The organism is Streptomyces olivochromogenes (genome assembly GCF_021538895.1).
In the GTDB taxonomy this organism is placed as follows: Bacteria; Actinomycetota; Actinomycetes; order Streptomycetales; family Streptomycetaceae; genus Streptomyces; species Streptomyces olivochromogenes_A.
This window is the reverse complement of the sequence record NZ_JADDRL010000002.1, coordinates 69,094-91,658: the sequence shown is the minus strand read 5'-3', so window position 1 is coordinate 91,658 and position 22,565 is coordinate 69,094. Positions and strand designations below refer to the sequence as shown.

General features: G+C 70.4%; 15 protein-coding genes and 1 tRNA gene. 5 read left to right on the top strand and 11 right to left on the bottom strand.

Annotated elements, in window-relative coordinates:
• Complete coding sequence (locus IPZ69_RS01485; RefSeq protein WP_235451770.1) at positions 1-765, top strand: glycosyltransferase family 2 protein; 765 nt, start codon at positions 1-3, stop codon at positions 763-765.
• Between the two features lie 9 nt (positions 766-774).
• Here the strand turns inward: IPZ69_RS01485 and IPZ69_RS01480 are convergent, their stop codons facing one another.
• Positions 775-987 carry a ferredoxin gene (locus tag IPZ69_RS01480; protein WP_235451769.1) on the bottom strand — a complete coding sequence of 71 codons (213 nt, stop codon included), beginning with the start codon at positions 985-987 and terminating at the stop codon, positions 775-777.
• Positions 988-1,016: 29 nt separating this feature from the next.
• Positions 1,017-2,228: an amidohydrolase family protein gene (locus IPZ69_RS01475; RefSeq protein WP_235451768.1), complete on the bottom strand. Its 1,212-nt coding sequence runs from the start codon at positions 2,226-2,228 to the stop codon at positions 1,017-1,019.
• A 170-nt stretch (positions 2,229-2,398) separates the two neighbouring features.
• Here IPZ69_RS01475 and IPZ69_RS01470 point away from each other — a divergent pair, with 170 nt between their 5' ends.
• The 4 genes from IPZ69_RS01470 to IPZ69_RS01455 all read left to right on the top strand — a co-directional run bounded on the left by IPZ69_RS01470 (position 2,399) and on the right by IPZ69_RS01455 (position 9,476).
• Positions 2,399-2,884, top strand: coding sequence for a hypothetical protein (locus IPZ69_RS01470; protein ID WP_235451767.1), 486 nt, complete (start codon positions 2,399-2,401; stop codon positions 2,882-2,884).
• Positions 2,885-3,635: 751 nt separating this feature from the next.
• On the top strand, positions 3,636-7,619 hold the full coding sequence (locus IPZ69_RS01465; RefSeq protein ID WP_235451766.1) for an nSTAND1 domain-containing NTPase: 3,984 nt from the start codon (positions 3,636-3,638) through the stop codon (positions 7,617-7,619).
• 284 nt (positions 7,620-7,903) lie between these two features.
• Positions 7,904-8,326 (top strand): hypothetical protein, encoded by a 423-nt coding sequence (locus IPZ69_RS01460; RefSeq protein ID WP_235451765.1) that lies wholly within the window; start codon positions 7,904-7,906, stop codon positions 8,324-8,326.
• A gap of 157 nt (positions 8,327-8,483) precedes the next feature.
• Complete coding sequence (locus IPZ69_RS01455) at positions 8,484-9,476, top strand: DUF916 domain-containing protein (RefSeq protein ID WP_235451764.1); 993 nt, start codon at positions 8,484-8,486, stop codon at positions 9,474-9,476.
• Here the strand turns inward: IPZ69_RS01455 and IPZ69_RS01450 are convergent.
• The 9 genes from IPZ69_RS01450 to dnaA form a co-directional block, all read right to left on the bottom strand.
• A tRNA-Ile gene (locus tag IPZ69_RS01450) sits at positions 9,465-9,541 on the bottom strand. The genes IPZ69_RS01455 and IPZ69_RS01450 overlap by 12 nt on opposite strands.
• Before the next feature lie 121 nt (positions 9,542-9,662).
• On the bottom strand, positions 9,663-10,451 hold the full coding sequence (locus IPZ69_RS01445) for a DUF3566 domain-containing protein (RefSeq protein ID WP_235451763.1): 789 nt from the start codon (positions 10,449-10,451) through the stop codon (positions 9,663-9,665).
• An 18-nt stretch (positions 10,452-10,469) separates the two neighbouring features.
• Positions 10,470-13,067 carry a DNA gyrase subunit A gene (gene gyrA, locus IPZ69_RS01440; protein ID WP_235451762.1) on the bottom strand — a complete coding sequence of 866 codons (2,598 nt, stop codon included), beginning with the start codon at positions 13,065-13,067 and terminating at the stop codon, positions 10,470-10,472.
• Between the two features lie 42 nt (positions 13,068-13,109).
• The gene (gene gyrB / locus IPZ69_RS01435) at positions 13,110-15,170 is read right to left on the bottom strand and encodes a DNA topoisomerase (ATP-hydrolyzing) subunit B (RefSeq protein ID WP_308407416.1); all 2,061 of its coding nucleotides are present in this window, start codon (positions 15,168-15,170) and stop codon (positions 13,110-13,112) included.
• A gap of 409 nt (positions 15,171-15,579) precedes the next feature.
• Positions 15,580-16,113 carry a DUF721 domain-containing protein gene (locus IPZ69_RS01430; RefSeq protein ID WP_235451761.1) on the bottom strand — a complete coding sequence of 178 codons (534 nt, stop codon included), beginning with the start codon at positions 16,111-16,113 and terminating at the stop codon, positions 15,580-15,582.
• Positions 16,110-17,231: a DNA replication/repair protein RecF gene (gene recF / locus IPZ69_RS01425; RefSeq protein WP_235451760.1), complete on the bottom strand. Its 1,122-nt coding sequence runs from the start codon at positions 17,229-17,231 to the stop codon at positions 16,110-16,112. The genes IPZ69_RS01430 and recF overlap by 4 nt, the downstream gene beginning before the upstream one ends.
• Before the next feature lie 52 nt (positions 17,232-17,283).
• On the bottom strand, positions 17,284-18,159 hold the full coding sequence (gene gnd / locus IPZ69_RS01420; RefSeq protein WP_235451759.1) for a phosphogluconate dehydrogenase (NAD(+)-dependent, decarboxylating): 876 nt from the start codon (positions 18,157-18,159) through the stop codon (positions 17,284-17,286).
• A 149-nt stretch (positions 18,160-18,308) separates the two neighbouring features.
• Positions 18,309-19,439 carry a DNA polymerase III subunit beta gene (gene dnaN, locus IPZ69_RS01415; protein ID WP_235451758.1) on the bottom strand — a complete coding sequence of 377 codons (1,131 nt, stop codon included), beginning with the start codon at positions 19,437-19,439 and terminating at the stop codon, positions 18,309-18,311.
• 1,015 nt (positions 19,440-20,454) lie between these two features.
• Positions 20,455-22,419: a chromosomal replication initiator protein DnaA gene (dnaA, locus tag IPZ69_RS01410; RefSeq protein ID WP_308407415.1), complete on the bottom strand. Its 1,965-nt coding sequence runs from the start codon at positions 22,417-22,419 to the stop codon at positions 20,455-20,457.
• Between the last annotated feature and the right edge of the window lie 146 nt (positions 22,420-22,565).

Here is a 22,565-nt window from a genome sequence, read left to right as displayed (position 1 = left end):
GTGAACCGGCGCGTCGTCATCGTCACCGCCGTGCACGCCCCCTCGGCCCCGTTCCTGCCGGAGGCGTACAAGTCCCTGTGCGAGCAGCGGCTGCCGAACGGCTGGGAGTGGCACTGGCTCGTCCAGGAGGACGGCAGGACGGACGAGGTCCGGCCGTACGTCCCCGACGACGTGCGGGTGACCTTCCGGCAGGGCCGCCAGGACCGTCCCGGCGGACCCGGCATCGCCCGGACGCTCGCCCTGGCGCACGCCGACGGCGAGTACGTCCGGCTCCTGGACGCCGACGACCAGCTCACCCCGGGCGCCCTCGCCCGCGACCTGGCCGTGCTCGAAGCCGATCCCGGCATCGGGTGGACGACGTCCCGGGCGCTGGACCTGCTGCCCGACGGTTCGACGGTGGGCTTCCCGGACGACCCGGACGACGGCCCCGTCGAGCGCGGGGCCGTGCTCGACTACTGGCGGGCGCACGGCTTCCTCGCCCAGGTCCACCCCGCGACCCTGTGCGTCCGCCGCGACCTGCTGCTCGCCCTCGGCGGCTGGATGGCCCTGCCCGCCTCCGAGGACACCGGCCTGCTGCTCGCGCTGAACGCCGTGAGCCGGGGCTGGTTCACCCGCGAGGCGGGGCTGCTCTACCGCAAGTGGGAGGGGCAGGTCACCGGGCAGCCCTCGCACGTCGATCCGGTGGAGCGCGAGGCACGCATGGCGGTCGTCGAGGCCAGGGCACGGGCCCTGGCCCACCTCCACTGGACCTATCCGGCTCGGTGAGCCCGGTGCTCAGCCGTTCCCGGTGATCCCTATGGCCCCGGTGATCCTTATGGCCTGGGACGGGCAGCGCTCGGCCGCCTCGCGCACCAGCGGGTCCTCGCCACTGTCCTCGCGGCCGGCCCGGACGACGCCGTAGTCGTCCTCGAAGGCGAACACGGACGGCGCGCGGTGGACGCACTCGGCGGAGCCGTAACAGAGGCCGGGGTCGACGGAGACCTTCATGCGTGCTCCCTTCCCAGGGGCGGCCCCGGCTACTCGAAGGGCAGCTCCAGCATGCGGATCGCGTTGCCCCGCAGCAGCTTGTAGGCCACGTCCGGGGACAGGCCGCCCACGTGCTCCTGCGCGACGCGCTTGGTCTCCGGCCAGGTGGAGTCGACGTGCGGGTAGTCCGTCTCGAAGGTCGCGTTGTCCACGCCCACGGTCTCGATCGCCTCGATGCCGTGCTTGTCGCGGAAGAAGCAGCAGAAGATCTGCCGGTAGTAGTACGTCGACGGCGGCTCCGGGATCAGGTCCTTCACCCCGCCCCAGGCCCGGTGCTCCTCCCACACGTCGTCGGCGCGCTCCAGGGCGTACGGGATCCAGCCCATCTGGCCCTCGCTGTAGGCGAGTTTGAGCCGCGGGAACTTCACCAGCACCCCGGAGAAGAGGAAGTCCATCATCGACGCCATGGCGTTGTTGAAGCTCAGCGAGGCCTGCACGGCGGGCGGCGCGTCCGGGGAGGCCGCCGGCATCTGCGACGAGGACCCGATGTGCATGTTGACCACGGTCCCGGTCTCCTCGCAGGCCGCGAAGAACGGGTCCCAGTAGCCGGAGTGGATCGACGGCAGCCCCAGGTACGTCGGGATCTCGCTGAAGGTCACGGCCCGTACGCCCCGCTCCGCGTTGCGCCGGATCTCGGCGACGGCCAGGGAGACGTCCCACAGCGGGATGAGGCACAGCGGGATGAGCCGGCCGCCGCTGTCGCCGCACCACTCCTCGACCATCCAGTCGTTGTAGGCGCGCACGCAGGCCAGGCCGACCTCCTTGTCCTTGGCCTCCGCGAAGGTCTGCCCGCAAAAACGCGGGAACGTGGGGAAGCAGAGCGAGGCCTCGACGTGGTTGATGTCCATGTCCGCCAGCCGCGCCTTCGGGTCCCAGCAGCCCCGCCGCATCTGCTCCCGGGTGATGCCGTCGAGCGTCATCTCGTCACGCGAGAAGCCGACGGCGGCGATGATGCGCTTGTACGGGAAGAGCTCCCCCTCGTACTCCCACCAGTCGGTGATCTGGCCGTCCGGGTCCGTGGAGAACCGGTACTTCCCGCCGATGTACTGAAGGTCGCCGATGCCCGCGGTGAGCGGCTTCGGGCCCCTGTCGCGGTACTTGGCCGGAAGCCACGTCTCGAAGAGGTGCGCGGGCTCGATGACGTGGTCGTCCACGCTGATGACCCTGGGCAGATCCTCCGCGTCCGTCGGGATGGTTGCCATGCCTACCCCCTGCTGTCTGCCGGGACTCCGGTCAATCTGACGGTCCATCAGATTTCAGGCTAGGGGGAGAAGGCGGCCCCAGCAAGGGGCGGACCTTCTCTGGCCTCTTCGCCGCCGGCGTGCCACCCTGCCCGCGCCCGGTGCTCGTCCCGACAGGTGAGGAGACGGCGATGGCCGAACCCGAAGACGTACGGACCGCGACCTCGGCGCACGCCCTCAGGGCGATCCACGCCGCCCGCGCACGCAGCGCGCAGGAACGCGCCGCGGCCACGTGCCGGCACGCCGGAATCGGCCCGGACGCGGCCGAGACCGTGCCGAAGAGCCCCGTCGGCCGGGCCGCCCACGCGCTGCTGCTGTCCGCCGCCTCGCTCGACGCCCTCACCGGCCGGACCCCCGACCCCGCCGCGGACGCCCGCTGCGCCCGCAACGCGGCCGCCGCGGCGGCATTGGCGGCCCAGGTCGCCCACGCGGCCCAGCCGCCGGACGGCGCCACCAAGGCGACCGAGGCCCTACGCACGGCCCTCGCCGCCTCCCAGGCAGCCGCGGTCGCCGCCGGCGGAACGGCGGGCGGCAGGAACACGACCCTGAACACGGCGGCCGACGAGGCGGAAACACGGGCGGGCATGGCCGCTCGGGAGGCGGGCTGGACGGGGTGACGGGGGCTGCGCCGCTCGGGAGGGGGCCGGTCCGGGTGACGGAGGCTGCGCCGCTCGGGAGGGGGCCGGTCCGGGTGACAGGGGCTGCACCCCCGGAAGACGGCCGGACTCAGTGACGGGGCCTGCACCGCCCGGGAGGCAGGCCGGACTTGGTGACGGGGGCCTGCGCCACTCGGGAAGCAGACCGGACTTGGTGACGGGGGCCTGCGCCACTCGGGAAGCAGACCGGCCGACGCAGGGGTGAGCCTCTCGGGAAGCGGACCGGATCGGCTGACGCGGACCCTGCGCCTCTCAGGATGCGCGCCGGGCCAAGTGATGTGACCCGGCGCCGTTCGGTACCGGTCCCTCCCCACGTGGGGACCGGTACCGAACGGCGCGGGCGCCGGGGATCCGTGCCGTGAAATAACGGCACGGATCGGGGAGAGGCCAAACCCGTGGTCGGCGGACAGCGGTCCGGCGGGACCGGTTGTCGCACGGGTCCGTCCAGCCCGCGCGACGAGACCCTCGCCACCCGTCTCGTGGCTTCGGCGGAAGCTGTCCGAGAACGAGTGGCGTCGTGCGGCGCCGCGTCGAACGCTGTGCTGGTGGCCTGTCCGGGTGCCGCTCGGCGGAGCGGCGACTGCATCGAGATCCTGCCAGTTTTGGCTCTCCAGGAGGAGGATCCGGTCCCGAAGACACGGGCTTTACCGCAGGTCAGCCGTATAAAGTGAGTTTTCCGGTCCGGATGTCCAGGTGCGGCGGGAAGTTAGGGGTGGACACCTTGAGTTCCGACTCAGGGACACGCACGGCCTTCGCGGAACGTCTCGCGCTGCTGTACAAGGAGGCCGGCAACCCTCCCCTCAAGCGCGTGGCCGAGGCCGTCGAGCGGCTCCACCGGGTCGACGAGCGGGGCCGTCCGGTCCGAGTCTCCGCCCAGCGGATCAGCGACTGGCGGCGGGCGAAGAACGTACCCGCCCAGTTCGCCGCGCTCGCGGCGGTGCTGCACGTCCTGATCCCCCCGGCCCGGCGCGCCCGCCCCACCCCGGTGTCGGCCGGCCTGTACGACCTGACCCAGTGGCAGCGCCTGTGGGAGCGCGCGGTGGCCGACCCCGTGGTCGGCGGCGCGGCCACGGAGGAAGAGGAGCACACCCCGGCCGAGCCCACGGCCGTGCCCGGTGTCTGTCCCTACCGCGGGCTGGCCTCCTACCGCAGGCAGGACGCCCGCTGGTTCTTCGGCCGGGAGCGCAGCACGGACGCCCTCGTCGCCCAGCTCCGCGCGGTGCGGCGCACGGGCGGCCTGGTCATGCTCGTGGGCGCCTCGGGAGCCGGGAAGTCCTCCCTGCTCAGCGCCGGTCTGCTGCCCGCCGTGCAGCGCGGGGCGCTCGGCGAGGACGAGGGCCCGGCCCGGGTGGTGGTGCAGCTCGTACCGGGGGCGGATCCTCTCGCGGAACTGACCCGCCTGATCCCCGAACTGGCCGATGCCCTGACCGACCCCGAAGGGGCCGGGTTCGCGGAGGCGGTGCGGAAGGCCGTCACCACCTGGGCGCGGCGCGCGTCGCCCTCCACCAGCCGTCCGGTCCTGATCGTGGACCAGTTCGAGGAGGCGTTCACCCTCTGCTCCGACGAGACGAGCCGACGCACCCTCGTACGGCTCCTGCACGCCGCCTGCTCACCGGCCGACCCGGCCGACCCGGCCCCCGTGCTCGTGGTCCTCGGCATACGGGCCGACTTCTACGACCAGTGCTTGCGCCACCCCGAACTCGCCGACGCGCTGCAGCACCGGCACATGGTCCTCGGCCCGCTGACCACCGCCGAGCTGCGCGAGGCGGTGACCGGCCCGGCCAAGGCCGTGGGCGTGGAGCTCGAACCCGGGCTGGCGGAGCTGATCGTCCGCGAGGTGAGCGCCGACGGCCCGCGCGGCGCCCACGACGCGGGCGTGCTGCCGCTCCTGTCCCACGCCCTGCTCGCCACCTGGCAGCGCCGCAAGGCGGGCCGGCTGACGGTGGCCGGCTATCGCGCGGCGGGCGGTATCCAGGGAGCCGTGGCGGCGACCGCCGAGCGTGCCTGGTCCGATCTCGACCCGGCGGCCCGCACGGCCGCCCGTCTGCTGCTGCTCAGGCTGGTCCGGCTCGGCGAGGACACCCAGGCCACCCGGCGCCGGGGTACCCGCCGCCGACTGGCAGCCGAGTCGACCGACCCGGACAAGACCGAGGAGTCCCTCGAAGCGCTGGTCCGCGCCCGTCTGGTGACGCTGGACGCGGAGACCGTGGAGATCACCCACGAGGCACTGCTGCACGCCTGGCCCCGGCTGCGTGGCTGGATCGACGAGGACCGCAACGGCAACCTGCTGCGCCAGCGGCTGGAGGAGGACGGCCGGGCCTGGGAGAACTCCGACCGTGACACGTCCCTGCTCTACCGGGGCTCCCGGCTGGAGCAGGCCCACACCTGGGCGAAGTCGGCCGGGGACACCTTCCTGACCCGCGGCGCGGTGGAGTTCCTGGCCGCCTCGGTCCGGCTGCGCCGGCGCAGCGTCTGGCTCAGCCGGGGCGCGGTGTCGGCGCTGGTCGTCCTGGCGCTGCTGGCCGTCGGCTCGGCGGTGATCGCCCGGCAGCAGCGCGACGACGCCGTGTTCCAGCAGGTGGTGGCCGAGGCCGACCGCGTCCAGTACACGGATCCGTCGCTGTCCGCCCAGCTCGACCTGGTGGCTCACCGGCTGCGGCCCGGCGACGAGGGGACCAACAACCGCCTGGTCTCGATCGTGAACGCGCCGCTGGCCACCCCGCTCCTCGGCCACACCGGCGCCGTCTACCTCACCACGTTCAGCCCGGACGGCCGCCTGCTGGCCACCGCCAGCTACGACCACACCGTCCGCCTGTGGAACGTCGCGGACCCGACCCACCCCACACCACTGGGTGGACCCCTGACCGGCCACACCAGCTGGGTGAGCACCGCGGTCTTCAGCCCCGACGGCCACACCCTGGCCAGCGCCTCGGACGACGGCACGGTCCGGCTGTGGGACGTGACCGACCCCGGCCGTCCGCGCCCGCTCGGCACACCCCTGACCGGCCACGCCGGCACGGTCTATCTGCTCGCCTTCAGCCCGGACGGCCACACCCTCGCGGGCGCCGCCGAGGACCACACCGTCCACCTGTGGGACGTACGCGAGCCGGCCAGGCCGACCGCGCTCGGCAAGCTGACCGGCCACTCGGCCGCCGTGCGCTGCGTGGCGTTCAGCCCCGACGGGCAGACGCTGGCCGCCGGCGGCGACGACAACACGATCCGGCTGTGGAGCGTGGCCGACCCCGCCCACCCGAGGTCCGTCGGCCAGGCGCTGACCGGCCACACGGGCACCGTGCACTCCGTGGCGTTCAGCCCCGACGGCGGCACGCTCGCCAGCGGCAGCGCCGACGACACCATCCGGCTGTGGAAGGTCGCCGACCCCCGGCACGCGACTCGGCTCGGCGCCCCGCTCACCGGTCACACCGGTCCGATCTGGTCGGTGGCCTTCAGCCCCGACGGCACCATGCTCGCCGCCGGCAGCGCGGACAGCACGGCCAGCCTGTGGAACGTACGCAACCCGGCCTATCCCTCGCAGGTCGGCGAGCCCCTCGCGGGCGGCAGCGGCGAGATGTACGCCGTGGGCTTCAGCCCGGACGGGCGCACCCTCGCCACCGGCAGCGGCGACAACAAGGTCCGGCTGTGGTCGATCCCGACGTCGGACATGATCGGCCGCATAGGGGCGTTCCGCCCGGACGGCCGTGTGCTCGCCACGGCCGCCCGCGACGGGCGGGTCCGGCTGTGGGACGTACGCAACCCGGTCCGGCCCGTCCTGCTGAACAGGCCCTTCATGCCCGGGGAGGGCGATCTGCGGTCCCTGGTGTTCTCCCCGGACGGGCGCACCCTCGCGGTGCTGACGGGGAGCCGCGGGGTGCAGCTGTGGGACGTCGGCGATCCGGCCCGCCCCGTGGCCTCCGGCCCGCCGGTCACGCTGCGGACCCGGTTCGCGGGCCCCGACGCGCTGGCGTTCAGCCCGGACGGGCGCACCCTTGCGACCGCCTTCGACGACCGCACCATCCAGCTGTGGAACGTCGGCGACCCCTCCCGTCTCCTCCCGCTGGGCGCGCCGCTCACCGGGCACACGGGGTACGTCGACACCCTCGTCTTCAGCCCGGACGGCAGCACCCTCGCCAGTGGCAGCGCCGACACCACCGTCCGGCTGTGGGACGTGACCGACCCACGTCGCACCACGCTCCTCGGCAGGCCCCTCAAGGGGCATCTGGCTCCCGTCAACGCGCTCGCCTACAGCCAGGACGGCCGCACGCTGGCCAGCGGCGGCGACGACGGCACGGTCCGGCTGTGGGACGTCACCGATCCCGCGCGGGCGACCCGGCTGGGCCGCACGCTCACCGGCCACACCGAGGCGGTCGTGTCGCTGACGTTCCGGCAGGACGGCCGCACGCTGGCCAGCGGCGGCAACGACGACACGGTCCGGCTGTGGAACGTCACCGACCCGGCCGACGCCTCCCCGATCGGACAGTCGATGAGCCCGAACGCCAGGACGGGCAACTTCCTGTCGTTCAGTCCCAACAGCCACCTGCTCGGGGTGTCCAGCGGCGCCGACACCGTCCGGCTGTGGAACCTCGACACCGACCGGGCGATCGACCGCATCTGCTCGATCACCCGGGGCGTCCTGACACCGGAGAAGTGGCACGAGTACCTGCCCCGGCTGTCGTACGAGCCGCCCTGCCCGAAGTGACGGCAGGTACGCGTGGAGCGTTCACCCCAGACAGCGCTTGCGTGATCCCGATCACAACTCGCCGTCACAGCCGAGCAGTCGACTCCCGCCGCGGATCCAGCCTTGTTACTGTGGCCACAAGCCCGATCGCTGGTGCATCCCCCGTCGCTAGCGGTCGGGCGTTTTCATGCCCTGAGGCAGTGCCTGCGCCGTCGCCCGCGTGACCGCGGTGACGTGAGGGCCCGGTGTGTCTAATGATCCGGATCAGGAAAAAGAGAATGCGCCGTGGCATTCCCTTGCTTGTGATGCTGTCCACCCTGGCCGTTCTGGCCTGCCCCACATCGGCGTCCGCCGAAGACACCCCCGCGACGCTGGAGGTGACGGGGGGCGGCCTCGGCATCACAGTGCCGCAGGGACCGGTCGACCTCGGCACGGTCACCGTCAGCTCCACCCCGCAGTCGGTCACCAATCAACTCGGCAACGTCACCGTGACTGACCAGCGCGGCGGCACCGCGGGCTGGACCACCACGGCACAGGCAGTGGACTTCATCGGTCCCAGCAACACCACGATCTCGGTCTCCGCGCCGAACTCCAGCACGTACCACGCTCCCCAGGCGAGCGTCATCGGCACCGCCACGGCCACCTGGAACCCGACGATCTCGATCACGGTCCCCGCGAACTCGCTCGCGGGCACGTACACCTCGACCATCACGCATTCCGTGGCGTGACCTGACGGCACCCCACCGAGGCTCTCCTGTGCACAAGTACATTCCGGCTTCAGCGCTGTGCCTGCTGGCGTTCGCCGGGACCATCGGCGCCCCTCCGTCCGCAGCCGCAGCACCCCGGGTCGCGACGGAGGGCACTGACGGTCGAGGCAGCTTCTTCGTGCGGCTCGTCGACGTTCCCGCGTCCCTGGTCGACGACACCCGGGCGCGCCAGTACATCATCGACGACCTGCGTCCCGGCACGACCATCCACCGACGCGTGGAAGTGGCGAACACCTCCGACGAACCGGCGCGCGTGACGATGTATCCCAGCGCGGCAAGCATCAGGCACGGTTCGTTCATCGGAGCATTCGGAAGACACAAGAACGAACTCACCTCCTGGACGTCGCTGGACAGGAAGCGGCTGAAGGTGCCGGCCCACTCCACGGCCCGCACGTCCGTGACGATCCGTGTGCCCAGCGACGCGGCGCCGGGCGAGAGGTACGGCGTCGTCCGGGCGCAGGTGTCCGGAGGACACGGCCCCGGCGTCACCTTGGTCAACCGCGCCGGGATCCGGCTGTATCTCTCCGTGGGCGGCCACAATCCGCCGCCGACCAAATTCAAGGTGGACACGATGACCGCCGAACGCGACCGGCTCGGGCGTGCCGTCGTCAAGGCCCACGTTCACAACACCGGCGGCCGTGCTCTGGACTTGAGCGGAACCCTCGATCTGGCCAAGGTGACAGGAAGTATCAACGCCGGTCCTTACCCGGTTCAGCTCGGCACCACCCTCGCGCCCGGCCAGCCCGAGACGGTGACGATGCTGGTCACCGACCAAGTGGCCGATGGCCCCTGGAAGGCCACGCTCCACCTCAAGAGCGGTCTGTACGAGGAGACCTACAGCGCCCGCATCACTTTCCCACGGCACAGTGGTCAGGGGCGTCCTGCCCGGGCACACGCCGTTGCCGACGGCAGATCCCTGGCCTTCTACGGAGGAGCGACCGGGCTGGTCCTGGCCGGCGCGATCCCCGTCGCTCTGCTGCTGCGGCGTCGGAGGCGGCATCAAAGGTCACGTGAGGAAGCCGGTCGCCCCACTCATCGGATGAGGTCGGCCGCAGATGTAAAAAGACCCTCGATCCTGATGGACCGGGGGTCTTTTTATTGGTGGGGCTAACAGGATTTGAACCTGTGGCCTCATCCTTATCAGGGATGCGCTCTAACCAACTGAGCTATAGCCCCGCCGCGCTCTGCGGTGTGTCCCGCGCGCTGACTCCTGAAGATTAGCGCACGACCGGGTCAGTCCCAAAATCGGTTGTCGGGGGGCCGTCAACAGAGGTTTGAACTGCCAGGACGCGGTACGTCACTCGTCCTCGGCCAGGGTCAGCTCGACGCCGCCCACGAAGCCCGCGGAGAGGTTGTAGATGAACGCGCCCAGCGTGGCCAGGGCCGTCGCGAGGACGACGTCGATGACCGCGATGATCGACGTGAACATCAGGACGTGCGGGAGCGAGAGGAAGGCCTGGAGGTCGAAGCCGTTCGCCTCGTTCGAACCGGTCGCCTCCGAGATCGTGCCGCCGACCGTCGAGAAGACGCCCATCGCGTCCATGACCATCCACAGCACCGCGGACGCGACGATCGTGCAGATGCCGAGCGCGATGGAGAGCAGGAAGCTCACCTTCATGACCGACCACGGGTCGGCCTTGGCCACGCGCAGCCGCGCCTTGCGGGTGCGGGGCGCGGTCTTCACGCCGGTGCGCGGGCGGCGTACGCCGCCCGCCGCGGTCTGCGCCGGGTAGGCCTGCGGCGGGTGGTAGGGCCCGGCGTGCTGCTGCGACTGGCGCTCACCGGGCAGCGGCGAGCCGTGCTGCGCCTCGGCGCCCCCGGCCACCGGCTGGGTCTGGGCGCCCGGAGCGGCGGGGCCCGCCCCAGCCGCGTACTGCTGGGCCTGCGAGCCTCGGGTGTCCGTCACGGTTCCCCCTTGGGATCCCTGCTGGTGAGGAGAGGGCGAGTCGGTGGACTTGATCGCCTTCAGTTGGGTCGTGTGTGAGTCCATCGCCTGCGCGGCGGAGCCACGGCCGTTGCCGTCCGTATTGTTGCCGGACGACATGCCGGTCATACCGGCATGTCCGGCATCCGTGGCTCCGCTCACGCTGACTCACTCCTCGTGCTACTCGGACGAGGGCGCGTCACCCTCGTCCGTGCCGACGGCCGGGCCACCCTCGGCGGTCTCGTCGACGGCGATGTCGCCGTCGACCTCCTCCGCCTCGCGACCCGCCTCGGCGTTACGTGCGATACCGACCACGGCATCGCGCTTGCCCAGGTTGATCAGTTGGACGCCCATGGTGTCACGGCCCGTCTCCCTGACCTCGTTGACTCGCGTACGAATCACACCGCCGGACAGCGTGATGGCGAGGATCTCATCGGTCTCCTCGACCACCAGCGCGCCGACGAGCGAGCCGCGGTCCTCCACGATCTTGGCGGCCTTGATACCCAGGCCACCGCGACCCTGGACGCGGTACTCGTCGACGGGGGTCCGCTTCGCGTACCCGCCGTCCGTGGCAGTGAACACGAACGTACCGGGTCGAACAACATTCATCGAGAGAAGTTCATCGCCCTCACGGAAACTCATGCCCTTGACACCCGAGGTGGCACGGCCCATCGGCCGCAGGGACTCGTCCGTGGCAGTGAACCTGATCGACTGCGCCTTCTTGCTGATCAGCAGCAGATCGTCATCGGCCGAAACGAGCTCGGCTCCGATCAGTTCGTCGTCGGAACCGTCCTCCCGCTCCCGCAGGTTGATGGCGATGACACCGCCCGAGCGCGGGGAGTCGTAATCCTTCAGCGAGGTCTTCTTGACCAGGCCCGCCTTGGTGGCCAGCACCAGGTACGGCGCCGCCTCGTAGTCGCGGATCGCGAGGATCTCGGCGATCGCCTCGTCCGGCTGGAAGGCGAGCAGGTTGGCCACGTGCTGGCCGCGCGCGTCCCGGCCGGCGTCGGGCAGCTCGTACGCCTTCGCCCGGTACACCCGGCCCTTGTTCGTGAAGAACAGCAGCCAGTGGTGCGTGGTGGAGACGAAGAAGTGGTCGACGATGTCGTCTTCCTTCAGCTTCGTGCCGCGCACACCCTTGCCGCCGCGCTTCTGCGCCCGGTAGTCGACGGTCTTGGTGCGCTTCACGTAGCCGCCGCGCGAGACGGTGACGACGATGTCCTCCTCGGCGATCAGGTCCTCGATGGACATGTCACCGTCGTAGGGCACCAGCATCGTCTTGCGGTCCTCGCCGAACTTCTCGACGATCGCGGCCAGCTCGGCGCTGACGATGCCGCGCTGGCGGACCGGCGAGGCCAGGATCGCGTTGTATTCGGTGATCTTCGCCTGGAGCTCGTCGTGCTCCTGGATGATCTTCTGGCGCTCCAGGGCGGCCAGTCGCCGCAGCTGCATCTCCAGGATGGCGTTGGCCTGGATCTCGTCGATCTCCAGGAGCTCCATCAGGCCCGTACGCGCGATCTCGACCGTGTCACTCGCCCGGATCAACGCGATGACCTCGTCGATGGCGTCCAGCGCCTTCAGCAGACCGCGCAGGATGTGCGCGCGCTCCTCGGCCTTGCGCAGCCTGAAGCGCGTCCGGCGGACGACGACCTCGATCTGGTGCGTCACCCAGTGCCGGATGAACGCGTCCAGGGACAGCGTGCGCGGCACGCCGTCGACCAGCGCCAGCATGTTGGCGCCGAAGTTCGTCTGCAGGTCGGTGTGCTTGTACAGGTTGTTCAGGACGACCTTGGCGACCGCGTCCCGCTTCAGGACGATCACCAGGCGCTGGCCCGTACGGGACGACGTCTCGTCGCGGACGTCCGCGATGCCGCCGATCTTGCCGTCCTTCACCAGGTCGGCGATCTTCTGCGCGAGGTTGTCGGGGTTGACCTGGTACGGCAGCTCCGTGACCACCAGGCACTGGCGGTTCTGGATCTCCTCGACCTCGACGACCGCGCGCATGGTGATCGAGCCGCGGCCCGTACGGTAGGCCTCCTCGATGCCCTTGCGGCCCACGACGAGCGCGCCGGTCGGGAAGTCGGGGCCCTTGATGCGCTCGATCAGCGCGTCCAGGAGCTCCTCGTGCGAGGCCTCCGGGTTCTCCAGGCACCACTGGGCACCGGCCGCGACCTCGCGCAGGTTGTGCGACGGGATGTTGGTCGCCATGCCGACCGCGATACCGGCGGAGCCGTTGATCAGCAGGTTCGGGAAGCGGGAGGGCAGGACGGTCGGCTCCTGGGAGCGGCCGTCGTAGTTGTCCGTGAAGTCGACGGTCTCCTCGTCGATGTCGCGGACCATCTCCATCGACAGCGGCGCCATCTTGCACTCGGTGTAGCGCATGGCGGCCGCCGGGTCGTTGCCCGGGGAGCCGAAGTTGCCGTTGGAGTCGACGAGCGGCATCCGCATCGCCCACGGCTGCGCGAGGCGGACCAGCGCGTCGTAGATCGAGGAGTCGCCGTGCGGGTGGTAGTTGCCCATGACGTCGCCGACCACGCGGGCGCACTTGTAGAAGCCGCGCTCGGGGCGGTAGCCGCCGTCGTACATGGCGTACAGGACGCGTCGGTGGACGGGCTTGAGACCGTCGCGGACGTCGGGCAGCGCACGGGACACGATGACGGACATCGCGTAGTCGAGGTACGAGCGCTGCATCTCCGTTTCGAGCCCGACGGGCTCGACGCGCACGGTGACCTCGGTGCCCTCGGTCTCAGGAGTGTCTGGAGTGTTCTCGTCGGCCATTGCTGGTGAAGATCCTTCCTGGTGCGGTCAGCTGAGACCGACTCAGATGTCGAGGAAGCGGACGTCCTTGGCGTTGCGCTGGATGAACGCGCGGCGGGCCTCGACGTCCTCGCCCATGAGGACCGAGAACAGGTCGTCGGCCTGGGCGGCGTCGTCGAGGGTGACCTGGCCGAGGACGCGGTGCTCGATGTCCATGGTGGTCACGCGCAGCTCCTCGGCGTTCATCTCGCCGAGACCCTTGAAGCGCTGGATCGAGTCCTCCTTGATGCGCTTGCCGCGCTGGCGGCCCATCTCGATCAGCGCGTCGCGCTCGCGGTCGGAGTACGCGTACTCGACCTCGTCCCGGCCCCACTTGATCTTGTAGAGCGGGGGACGGGACAGGAACACGTGTCCGGCCTCGACCAGCGGCCGCATGAAGCGGAACAGGAAGGTCAGCAGCAGGGTGTTGATGTGCTGGCCGTCGACGTCGGCGTCCGCCATCAGGATGATCTTGTGATAGCGGAGCTTCTCGATGTCGAAGTCCTCGTGCACACCCGTGCCGAAGGCGGAGATCAGCGCCTGGATCTCCTGGTTCTGCAGGATCTTGTCGATCCGCGCCTTCTCGACGTTGAGGATCTTGCCTCGGATCGGGAGGATCGCCTGGTACTGCGGGTTGCGGCCGGACTTGGCCGAGCCACCGGCGGAGTCACCCTCGACGATGAAGATCTCGCACTTGGTCGGGTCGTTGGACTGGCAGTCCGAGAGCTTGCCCGGCAGGGACGCGCTCTCCAGCAGACCCTTGCGGCGGGTGAGGTCACGGGCCTTGCGGGCCGCCACGCGCGCGGTGGCCGCCTGGATGCCCTTGCGGACGATGTCCGCGGCCTCGTTCGGGTTGCGGTCCAGCCAGTCGTTGAGGTGCTCGTAGACCGCCTTCTGGACGAAGGTCTTCGCCTCCGTGTTGCCCAGCTTGGTCTTGGTCTGGCCCTCGAACTGGGGCTCGCTCAGCTTGACCGAGATGATCGCGGTCAGACCCTCACGGATGTCGTCACCGGTGAGGTTGTCGTCCTTCTCACGCAGCAGCTTCTTGTCGCGCGCGTACTTGTTGATGAGCGAGGTCAGGGCCGCGCGGAAGCCCTCCTCGTGCGTACCGCCCTCGTGGGTGTGGATGATGTTGGCGAAGGAGTACACGCCCTCGCTGTAGCCGCTGTTCCACTGCATCGCGACTTCGAGGGACAGGCTCTTGTCCTTGTCCTCGCCCTCGAGGTCGATCACGGTGGGGTGGACCGCGTCTCCCTTGCGGGAGTTGAGGTACTTCACGAAGTCGACGATGCCGCCCTCGTAGTGGTACGTGACGGTCTTGACCTCGTCCTTCTCGTCCGCACCCGCCTCGTCCGCCCCGGCGGTGGCCTTCGCCGACTCGCGCTCGTCAGTGAGTTTGATCGTCAAACCCTTGTTGAGGAACGCCATCTCCTGGAAGCGCCGCGAGAGCGTCTCGAAGGAGTACTCGGTGGTCTCGAAGATGTCCGGGTCGGCCCAGAAGGTGACCGAGGTGCCGGTCTCGTCCGTGGCCTCGTGCTGGGCGAGGGGGGCCGTCGGGACGCCGAGCTTGTAGTCCTGCGTCCAGCGGTGGCCGTCCGTCCTGATCTCGACGGACACCTTGGTCGACAGGGCGTTCACGACGGAGACGCCGACGCCGTGCAGACCGCCGGAGACCGCGTAACCGCCGCCGCCGAACTTGCCGCCCGCGTGCAGCACGGTCAGCACGACCTCGACGGCCGGCTTGCCCTCGGAGGGCACGATGCCCACCGGGATGCCTCGGCCGTTGTCGACGACCCGGACGCCGCCGTCGGCGAGGATCGTGATGTCGATCGTGTCCGCGTGGCCGGCCAGCGCCTCGTCGACGGAGTTGTCCACGACCTCGTACACCAGGTGGTGCAGACCGCGCTCGCCGGTGGAGCCGATGTACATACCGGGTCGCTTGCGGACCGCGTCCAGCCCTTCGAGGACGGTGATGGCGCTGGCGTCGTACGAGGTGGTGACCTCGCCGTTCGACGAGTTCACCGCGCCGTCGGCGCCGGCGTCGGTGGACGGGATGTTCTCGTTGGGGTTGCCGGAATCGGCCACGAAGCGCCCTTTCTGGCACTGGCACAGCACGAGCCTGGCTCCTGGGGGCGCCCCCTTTGGGGGAGGTTGCCGGAGCGGCTGCGGCATGTTGCGTTGGTAAGCCTTGATCAGCGTTGCTCAGCTTTTCCCGGACGGTCCCCACGAGTGGGGCGGGATTGGCTTCCAGTCTACCGGTAGCGCCGACAGTGATGGGGGTTTGCCGGTACCTGAGTCCCCATGTGCCGCCCTGAACCGGTCCCGATTGGGTCCCGATATACGGATGGGGGCTCCAAGAGGCTCACAGCGGCACTCAGCGCTTCGGGCTGTCAACCCTTGGCTACTCCGGGGTCAGGTCCGGATTCGCAACCGCGTGCGGTTGTACGCCGGGGGCACACGCAGGGCTCACGGAGCTCTCGCCGCGTGACGTACATCACCCGTAGGTGTCGCCGGGACCCGTGCTTCCAGGGGCGCGCAAGGGGCCGTAGCGGCGGGTGGGGCCACTGGGGCCGTGCACCTTGATCACCCGCACCGTGCCGTGCCCGAGGTCCTCGTTGAGCCGGGCGACCAGCGCGGGGGCCAGCAGCCGCAGCTGCGTCGCCCACGCCGTGGAGTCGCACTGCACGACCAGGACCCGCTCGTCCTCGTCGTACCGCTGCGGCACGCAGTGCTTGGCGAGGTCCTCCCCGACGATCTGCGGCCAGCGGCCCATGACCCCGCCCACCGCGGCCGGGGTCTCCCAGCCCCGCTCGGTGATCAGCCGGTTGATCGCGGAGCCGAGCGCCATCGGGTCGCGCCCGTCGGCGCGCGCGCCGGAGCGCAGGCCGCCGCGGCGCGCCTGCTTCTTCTGCTGCGCCGCGTCCCCACGCGCGCGTGCCTGCTCCCGCGCCGCGCGCAGCGCCACGCGCGCGAGATCGACACCGGACGGCTCCGGCGCCTTCCCGGGGGTGGGTTCCGGGCCGCTCATACGCGCTCCACCGTCCCCTCGGACACCACGTACCGCGCCCCGGTGAGGACGCGCGGTACGTCGTCGCCGACCGCGGCGGTCACCAGCACCTGCTCACCGGGCGCGACCAGCTCGGCCAGCCGCTCCCGGCGGCGGGCGTCCAGCTCGGCGAAGACGTCGTCGAGGATCAGCACCGGCTCGTTGCCCTCCGCACGCAGCAGGTCGTACGACGCCAGCCGCAGCGCCAGCGCGTACGACCAGGACTCGCCGTGGGAGGCATAGCCCTTGGCGGGCAGCTGACCGAGCTTGAGCACCAGATCGTCCCGGTGCGGGCCGACGAGCGTGACGCCCCGCTCGATCTCCTGCTTGCGGGCCTCGGCGAGCGCGGCCATCAGCTGGGCGTACAGATCCTCGCGCGTGTGGGCCTCACCGGGCGCCGACGGCTTGTACTCCAGGGCGACGGGGCCGCCGCCCGGGGCCAGCTGCTCGTACGCCTTGTCGGCCAGCGGCTGGATCGCGGCGATCAGGTCCAGGCGCTGGGCGAGCAGCTCGGCGCCCGCCCGCGCGAGGTGCTGGTCCCACACGTCGAGCGTCGACAGGTCCATCGAGCGGCCACCGTGCCGGCGGGCCAGCGCGGCCGTCTTCAGCAGCGTGTTGCGCTGCTTGAGCACCCGCTCGTAGTCGGAGCGCACGCCCGCCATGCGCGGGGAGCGGGCGGTGATCAGCTCGTCCAGGAGGCGCCGCCGCTCACCGGGGTCGCCCTTGACCAGGGCGAGATCCTCGGGCGCGAACAGCACGGTCCGTACGATCCCCAGCACGTCACGCGGTCTGACCTGCGAGGACCTGTTGATCCGGGCGCGGTTGGCCTTGCCGGGGTTCAGCTCCAGCTCGACCAGCTGCTGCCGCTCGCCCTGCCTGACCTGCGCCCGGATGATCGCCTGGTCGGCGCCCATGCGGACCAGGGGGGCGTCGGAGGCGACGCGGTGGCTGCCGAGGCTGGCGAGGTAGCCGATCGCCTCGACGAGATTGGTCTTTCCCTGCCCGTTCGGGCCGACGAAGGCGGTGACGCCCGGGTCGAGCGGGACCTCGACCCGGGCGTACGAGCGGAAGTCGGCCAGCGACAGATGCGTGACGTGCATGGTCGTTCGCCGACCTCCCCCAGGGTTGTGGATCGCCGGGCGACCCTGTGGATTACTTCTTCTCTACGGCGTGGCCGCCGAACTGGTTGCGCAGCGCGGCGATCATCTTCATCTGCGGCGAGTCCTCCTGGCGGGAGGCGAACCGCGCGAACAGCGAGGCGGTGATCGCGGGCAGCGGCACCGCGTTGTCTATGGCGGCCTCCACAGTCCACCGGCCCTCGCCGGAGTCCTGTGCATAACCCTTCAGCTGCTCCAGGTGCTCGTCCTCGGCGAGGGCGTTCACCGCGAGGTCGAGCAGCCAGGAGCGGATGACCGTGCCCTCCTGCCAGGAGCGGAAGACCTCGCGGACGTCCGTGACGGAGTCGACCTTCTCCAGGAGCTCCCAGCCCTCGGCATAGGCCTGCATCATCGCGTACTCGATGCCGTTGTGGACCATCTTCGCGAAGTGCCCCGCGCCGACCTTGCCGGCGTGCACCGCGCCGAAGTCGCCCTCCGGCTTGAGCGCGTCGAAGACCGGCTGCACCTTGGCGACGTTCTCCGCGTCGCCGCCGTACATCAGCGCATAGCCGTTCTCCAGGCCCCAGACGCCGCCGGAGACGCCGCAGTCGACGAAGCCGATGCCCTGGGCGGCCAGCTCCTCGGCGTGCTTCTCGTCGTCCGTCCAGCGGGAGTTGCCGCCGTCCACGACCACGTCACCGGGCTCCAGGAGCTTGGCGAGCTCGTCGACCGTGGTCTGGGTGGCCTCGCCGGCCGGGACCATCACCCAGACCACGCGGGGGCCGGAGAGCTTGCCCACAAGCTCTTCCAGGCTGTGGACATCGGCGAGGTCCGCGTTGCGGTCGTACCCGATGACGGTGTGGCCGGCGCGGCGGATCCGCTCGCGCATGTTGCCGCCCATCTTGCCGAGGCCGACGAGACCGAGCTCCATCAGTTGGTTCCTTAGGTTGCTGTGTGACGTGTGCGGCACGTTCGTACCTGCGTCCGAGCCTAAACCCGGACGCTCACGCACATCTGTGGGCATACGCGCTCATGCGTATGCCCTCACCTGCGGGTTCGTCCGACGGAGGGCGGCCCGGCTCAGCCGCTGAGGCGGACCGGCATGATCAGGTACTTGTATGCGTCGTCCGCCTCCGCGTCCACCGCGGGCTTGCCGCTGAGCAGCGCGGGCTTGGTGGACGTGGTGAACGACAGCTGGGCCACCGGGGAGTCGATGGCGCTCAGGCCGTCCAGCAGGAAGGTCGGGTTGAAGGCGATCGAGATGTCGTCGCCGTCCAGCTGCGCGTCGACCCTTTCCACAGCCTGTGCGTCGTCGCTGGAGCCGGCCTCCAGGATGAGCACGCCCTGCTCGAAGCTCAGCCGCACCGGGGTGTTCCGCTCGGCGACCAGGGCCACACGCTTGACGGCCTCCACGAAGGGGGCGGTCTCGATCACTGCGACGGAGTTGAACTCGGTCGGGAACAGCGTGCGGTACTTCGGGAGGTCGCCCTCCAGCAGGCGGGTCGTGGTCCGCCGTCCGGCGCCCTCGAAACCGATCAGGCCCTCGCCCGCGCCCGAACCGGACAGCGCCAGGATCACGCTGTCGCCGCTGGTGAGCGCCTTGGCCGTGTCCAGGAGCGTCTTGGCGGGCACCAGGGCGACCGCGGAGGCGTCCGGGTTCTCCGGCTTCCACAGGAACTCGCGGACCGCGAAGCGGTAGCGGTCGGTGGAGGCCAGGGTGACCGTGTCGCCCTCGATCTCGATGCGCACACCGGTGAGGACGGGCAGCGTGTCGTCACGGCCGGCGGCGATGGCGACCTGCTGGACTGCGGAGGAGAAGACCTCGCCGGGGACGGTGCCGGTCGCGTTCGGCATCTGGGGCAGCGCCGGGTACTCCTCCACAGGCAGCGTGTGGAGGGTGAAGCGCGAGGAGCCGCAGACCACCGTCGCCCGTACACCGTCTGTGGAAATCTCGACCGGGCGGTTGGGGAGAGCGCGGCAGATGTCGGCGAGCAGGCGGCCGGAGACGAGGACCGTGCCCTCCTCCTCGACCTCCGCGTCGACGGAGACGCGCGCGGAGACCTCGTAGTCGAAGCTCGACAGGCTCAGCTGGCCTTCCTCGGCCTTCAGCAGGAGGCCGGCGAGGACAGGCGCCGGCGGCCGGGCCGGAAGGCTGCGCGCCGCCCAGGCCACTGCCTCCGCGAGTACGTCGCGTTCCACCCGGATCTTCACCGTAAGCCGCCTCCTGCTGTTGCTTCTGAGCCCTACGACCCGGTGTCACCGCCCACTGCGACGGGCAGAACACCGGGGACCAGTCTGACGCACCGCACTGACAGTAGGTGCCTGTCGGGGTCAAGTCGTGCCGAGGGGCGGTCGGGCTCGAAACAGCGAGTTGTGCACAGGCCCCGCTTCGAAACGGATTCCGCACTCTCTCTGGTCGGGAGTAGTAGTAGGGCCTGTGGATACCGTGGATAACCACGTTTGCCCAGCTCAGCGCGGAAATTTTGTCCACCGACCCTGTGGGTGACGCCGGTGGACAACTGGGGGTCTCTGTGGAGAACAAGAAGTTCTGCACACTCCGCCCACAGCCCGAGGGCACTTCTCCCCAGCTGCGTCCCCAGGTTTACCCACGTTTCCCACACCCCAACCAGGCACCTTGGTGTGACGGCTTTCACTCGACGCGGTGATCAGGTGCGTCGCGTTGCCGAACAGTGGACAGCCATGTGGAGAAGACACGGTTCACTGGGGACAACCGCCCCCAGCCTGTGGGCTACCGGTGGACAACTTCGTGCACAGCCTGTGGATCTCCGCTTTGTCCACAGTCTGTGGAGATCCTTCGTCCACGATTCCACAGGGTCCTGAGCTGGGCTGACAGCTCCTCAACAGCCAGCCTGTGGACGGAGATCGGGACAACTTCGCAGTCCCCAGGATGTGGACGGAAGAAAGTCACCGAATCTGTGGAGAGCGGCCGTAACCCGGCAGGTATTCGAACAGCCGGTGGCCGCGGAACGACGGGTCGCTCCGCGGGAGAGCGGCGGAGGAGGGGATGCGGCGGGCCTCGGGAGGGGCCAGGGACGCCCTCCGGGGGCTACGAGAGACGGCCTCGCGGAGGGATGACCGGACACGTGGGCCGGCGCGGCGGCGGGCGTCGTGCCGGAACGACCGAGGGCGCCTCCGGGATCTGTTCCCGGAGGCGCCCTCGGCGTCGTCCGCTCGGCTCTCGGCGCCCGTGCCTGGGCCTGGGCCGTCAGCCGTTCTTGATGCGGTTGGTCAGCTCGGTGACCTGGTTGTAGATGGAGCGCCGCTCGGCCATCAGCGCGCGGATCTTGCGGTCGGCGTGCATGACGGTCGTGTGGTCGCGGCCGCCGAACTGCGCGCCGATCTTCGGCAGCGACAGATCGGTGAGCTCACGGCACAGGTACATGGCGATCTGGCGGGCCGTGACCAGCTGGCGGCCGCGCGAGCTGCCGCACAGGTCCTCGACCGTGAGACCGAAGTAGTCGGCCGTCGCCGCCATGATGGCCGTCGCGGTGATCTCCGGCGTCGAGTCCTCGCCGCCGGGGATCAGGTCCTTGAGGACGATCTCGGTCAGGCCCAGGTCCACCGGCTGCCGGTTGAGTGACGCGAACGCCGTCACCCGGATCAGCGCGCCCTCCAGCTCGCGGATGTTGCGCGAGATGCGGGAGGCGATGAACTCCAGTACCTCCGGCGGGGCGTTGAGCTGCTCCTGCACCGCCTTCTTGCGCAGGATCGCGATCCGCGTCTCCAGCTCGGGCGGCTGGACGTCGGTGATCAGACCCCACTCGAAACGGTTCCGCAGCCGGTCCTCCAGCGTCACCAGCTGCTTGGGCGGCCGGTCGCTGGAGAGCACGATCTGCTTGTTGGCGTTGTGGAGCGTGTTGAAGGTGTGGAAGAACTCCTCCTGCGTCGACTCCTTGTCCGCCAGGAACTGGATGTCGTCCACGAGAAGGATGTCCATCTCGCGGTAGCGCTTGCGGAAGCTGTCGCCCTTGCCGTCGCGGATGGAGTTGATGAACTCGTTGGTGAACTCCTCGGAGCTCACGTAGCGCACGCGCGTGCCCGGGTAGAGGCTGCGCGCGTAGTGCCCGATCGCGTGCAGCAGGTGCGTCTTGCCGAGGCCCGACTCCCCGTAGATGAAGAGGGGGTTGTACGCCTTGGCGGGCGCCTCGGCGACGGCGACCGCGGCCGCGTGCGCGAAGCGGTTGGACGCGCCGATCACGAACGTGTCGAAGAGGTACTTCGGGTTCAGCCGCGCGGTCGGCTCACCGGGACCGGGCGCCGGCGCGGGCTTCGCGGCCAGCGGACCGGGCGCGCCGGGCGTCGGCCCGCCGGTGCCCGCCGGACCGCCGCGGTGCATGTGACCGGGGCCGGACGGCGGCTCGGGCAGCTCGCGGCGGGACGGGTCGCGCTGGTCGTAGTCGACGCGGGACGGGTCGTACTCGGAGCGCTGGCCGTCGTACGACGGACGCTCCATCGGCTGCGGCCGGTAGTCCTGGCCCGGGGAGCCGTACGCGTCGTTCCCCGGCCCGTACGCGTCCTGCGACGGCGTCCGGTAGGAGTCGCGCGACGGCGAGCCGTAGGAATCCTGGGACCCGTAGGAGTCCTGGGGCGGCGAGGCGTAGGGGTCGCGCTCGGGGAAGCCGAGCCGCTGCTGCTGCCAGCTGTACTCGTCCTGCTGGGGCCGGTACTCGTCCTGCTGCGGCCGCGGCCAGGCGCCGGGCTCGGGGCGCTGGTACTCGGAGGGGTAGGCGGGCCGGGCCGTGGGGAGTTGGTCGGCGCGGCCCGCCGGGTCGCCGCCCTGGTGCTGGTCGGCGCGGTGACGGCCGTATCCCTCGTACTGCCCGGAGGGGAGTTCGGGCTCCTCGTAGCGCGGCTTCGGCCGCAGCTGGGGCGCCGGCGGGGCCGGGGGCTCGCCGGCGGAGTCGTCGACGGTGATCGCGATGCGGATCGGGCGGCCGCACTCGCGGCTCAGGGTCTCGCTGACGATCGGGGCGAGACGGCCCTCCAGTACGCCCTTCGCGAATTCGTTCGGTACGGCGAGCAGGGCGGTGTCCGCGACCAGCGCGAGCGGCTGGCAGCGCCGGATCCAGTGCTCGTCCTTCGACTCGACACCCTGACCGCGACCCTCTCCGAGGAGCTGCTCCAGTACTCGTGGCCACACTGCGGCAAGATCGGCAGGTACGTCAGCCACAGGGCACGCTCTCTCACAGGTCCCACGAACGTGTGGTTGTGGGACGGATCGGGATGTAAATCGGGTGGACGGGCGGGAGGAACCCCGCTCGGCCGGGGATAAGGGAACGAATCGGAGTCCAGCCACGGTAGTCAGCGCGGCGGGTG

Excerpts from the sequence above, each read along its gene's own strand:
- IPZ69_RS01480 (WP_235451769.1), bottom strand. The coding sequence starts at position 987 with ATGAAGGTCTCCGTCGACCCCGGCCTCTGTTACGGCTCCGCCGAGTGC.
- IPZ69_RS01475 (WP_235451768.1), bottom strand. The coding sequence starts at position 2,228 with ATGGCAACCATCCCGACGGACGCGGAGGATCTGCCCAGGGTCATCAGC.
- IPZ69_RS01470 (WP_235451767.1), top strand. The coding sequence starts at position 2,399 with ATGGCCGAACCCGAAGACGTACGGACCGCGACCTCGGCGCACGCCCTC.
- IPZ69_RS01460 (WP_235451765.1), top strand. The coding sequence starts at position 7,904 with ATGCTGTCCACCCTGGCCGTTCTGGCCTGCCCCACATCGGCGTCCGCC.
- gyrA (WP_235451762.1), bottom strand. The coding sequence starts at position 13,067 with ATGGCCGACGAGAACACTCCAGACACTCCTGAGACCGAGGGCACCGAG.
- IPZ69_RS01430 (WP_235451761.1), bottom strand. The coding sequence starts at position 16,113 with ATGAGCGGCCCGGAACCCACCCCCGGGAAGGCGCCGGAGCCGTCCGGT.
- recF (WP_235451760.1), bottom strand. The coding sequence starts at position 17,231 with ATGCACGTCACGCATCTGTCGCTGGCCGACTTCCGCTCGTACGCCCGG.
- gnd (WP_235451759.1), bottom strand. The coding sequence starts at position 18,159 with ATGGAGCTCGGTCTCGTCGGCCTCGGCAAGATGGGCGGCAACATGCGC.